The sequence below is a fragment of the Vibrio sp. 10N.222.55.A1 genome (genome assembly GCF_041473835.1).
Lineage (GTDB): Bacteria > Pseudomonadota > Gammaproteobacteria > Enterobacterales > Vibrionaceae > Vibrio > Vibrio crassostreae_C.
This window is the reverse complement of sequence record NZ_JBFRSX010000093.1, coordinates 1-2,526: the sequence shown is the minus strand read 5'-3', so window position 1 is coordinate 2,526 and position 2,526 is coordinate 1. Positions and strand designations below refer to the sequence as shown.

Here is a 2,526-nt window from a genome sequence, read left to right as displayed (position 1 = left end):
ATTCCATACATCACGTTAGAGTAGATACTCGTAACATTCCCACAGCTTCCTCTTTGACTTAATTCATCTAATGCATTTAATATGAAATAACGTGGCTATTGGCATAATGGCGATTCGTACCATGACTTGGGATCGCATTGAATGTGACAATCATAGATAAAGGAGATTACCTTGTGAGCAAAATTATTGTAGAAATTGTGGAAAATCCAGAGAAAGAGCATGGTTGCTGGGGAATTCAGATAAGTAACGAAGGTGGAGATTTGTTTTTTGATACTGGTTACATTTATGAAGGGCAAGGTGCAGCGGATAGAGCATTTTGTAAGTTGTTAGATAATTTACCGAAGAAAAAATCTTAATTTGGCTTTAGTTGAATATGTGTGAGTGAACATAGGATGAGGAAAGAAATGCAGCTTCCAAAAGAATTTAGAGATGCTCACGCTGCATGCATGTTCATGCACGATGTAATGGTAGAGTTCCTCCGTTCAGGCGAAAAAAATAGCGCTTTTCGCCATGAATTTTCATTTGGAGAGCATGAGATTAAATCGCTTGAAGGTGAGATAAACATTCTCGACTGGTTAGAAAAAAAACAAAAGCATGATGAACGTAGTTTGGTTATCAGAACCGTCGTATTACCAGCCGTGTTATCTGATATGTTGCACTGTATTTATGAAGCTTTGACTGCTGCCGAAAAAGGGAAAATGTCAGTGGCTTTTATGCTACTAAGAAAACCTATTCAAGAAAGTCTTTATCTCCTCGAAGCTATGGTCATAGATGAAAATGATTTTGTCGAAAAGTTATCCCTAGATCCTATGTTTCTAAGGCCCAAAAATGGCGGAGGGCCTGAAGGGCATGCGAAACGTATCAATACTGTTTTGAATCGGATTGGCTTAGAAGGAGTTATGAGCCCAGAGTATCTCGGTGAGCTGCGTTATAACAAGTCTAGTTTTGACAGTTTTGATCGTGTTTGCAATCAAGCCACTCACTTATTTACTGAGCATAAGGCCATAAAAACAGAGCTACTTAACATAAACTTTATTTTCTCTGGGCCTGAGCAGGTCTATACGCAACAGCGTTATTTGTACACGCGACTCCCTTATGTTCTTTATTATACATACTTCCTTTTTGAGTATATTGCGTCAATTGTAACCCCAACCGAGCCAGAGTATTTGACAAATATTAATAGGCGTATCGTTGCTCTTTTTCTAATTGCATACATGCAAATAGAAGATGATTTCATGACCGACTACATGGAGCATTTAGCAGTAGTCTTTTGCGGGTATTTAGGTCTTGAAGTTGAAGATTCAGTAGACATCGATAGCTTACTAAATGAACTTGTAAGAATATCAGAAACTGGCGAACTATCATCGTAGACAAATGGTATATAAGCATTTAAGAGTGATTCCTTACGCTTGCTGGTTTCGCTTCGCTCACAGTTTAGCAAGCGTGCGTCGCATCTTAATGCTGCTACATGGCCCTATGCAAGATCTAGAGGTATACAGTGTCCAATAAAGAAAAAGAAGTAGAGTTTTATGCCGCTACGGTTGGAGCTTGGCTAAATACGAAATTTGAGCTGGATAAAAGTTTGCTAACGTTAAGTACTGGAGCAATAGGTTTACTCGTTACGCTATTAACAACCGTCGGTGCTAGTTCAGTTGAAGGGTTGGTACTGTATTTTGTGGCGCTACTATCTTTTCTTGTTTGTGTTGTCTCAATTCTTTTTGTTTTTAAACGCAATGCTAAGCATCTTGAGGGGATCGTTACTGAAACACAAACAAATGATCCTTTATTGAAGTCATTAGACACATCGGCAGCAATTTCATTTGTGTTTGGAGTTATTCTAACTCTGATCATTGGAGGTACTACTGCCATTAATCAATTTATAGAAAAGGAAATGAAAATGACAAAAGAAGTAAATAAAACTATTCATAATGTCGCTGTTGGTGATTCAATCAATGGTCTTGAGGCTCTTCGTCCTGCGAGAAAAGAAGAAGCTAGCGTTGAAGGGATTATAAACATGAAGCCTCAACAGAAACCCGAACCTACTAAAAGTAAGTCTGAAAATTAAGCCATACAAGGCAATTAAGTCGGCTTCATGAACGCGTGCTGAACTCGTTACGCTCAAACATGGCACACGTTCATTTGCCGCTTATTGCTGCGTTAAATTGAAATCTGTGCCCTGCATCCCAAAGAACCATATGAAGTCTAAATAATATACAGGTCGTCTTCATTGAAATCTGCATTTAAAGATCTAGCTTCACTTGGGTGCTTCATTTTAGTGAGAAGTGCATCCCATAATCTTTCATCGAAGCGTCCGTCTAAATATGCGTAACGACAAATATTCAAAAGTTCGCATCGATTACTTTTTCCACCGAATCTATCTTCTAACTCGTAGAAAGTAGGGCTATTGTCTTCTAGCCAAAGATCATCTAAATACTTTATTACTTCCATCGTAAATTCTGCGGAAACCACAAAGTGCTCTGAGAAACTTTCGTGTGGTCTGTCTGGTACGTAAGCGTGCCATGAACA

3 protein-coding genes and 1 pseudogene are annotated in these 2,526 nt (G+C 38.7%); 3 read left to right on the top strand and 1 reads right to left on the bottom strand.

Features of this window, described 5'->3' with window-relative positions:
• Positions 1–173 precede the first annotated feature (173 nt).
• From AB4493_RS21130 to AB4493_RS21120, 3 genes are all read left to right on the top strand, one after another.
• Positions 174–356 (top strand): hypothetical protein, encoded by a 183-nt coding sequence (locus AB4493_RS21130; protein WP_048669291.1) that lies wholly within the window; start codon positions 174–176, stop codon positions 354–356.
• Positions 357–404: 48 nt separating this feature from the next.
• Positions 405–1,370: a hypothetical protein gene (locus AB4493_RS21125; RefSeq protein WP_372155773.1), complete on the top strand. Its 966-nt coding sequence runs from the start codon at positions 405–407 to the stop codon at positions 1,368–1,370.
• A 128-nt stretch (positions 1,371–1,498) separates the two neighbouring features.
• On the top strand, positions 1,499–2,065 hold the full coding sequence (locus AB4493_RS21120) for a hypothetical protein (RefSeq protein ID WP_372155772.1): 567 nt from the start codon (positions 1,499–1,501) through the stop codon (positions 2,063–2,065).
• Positions 2,066–2,202: 137 nt separating this feature from the next.
• On the opposite strand, the pseudogene AB4493_RS21115 reads toward AB4493_RS21120, so the two are convergent.
• Positions 2,203–2,526 (bottom strand): annotated as a pseudogene (locus tag AB4493_RS21115) (hypothetical protein); the annotation flags it as partial.

Bases quoted from the DNA above. Each gene is read 5' to 3' on its own strand.
- AB4493_RS21125 (WP_372155773.1), top strand. From the start codon at position 405: ATGCAGCTTCCAAAAGAATTTAGAGATGCTCACGCTGCATGCATGTTC.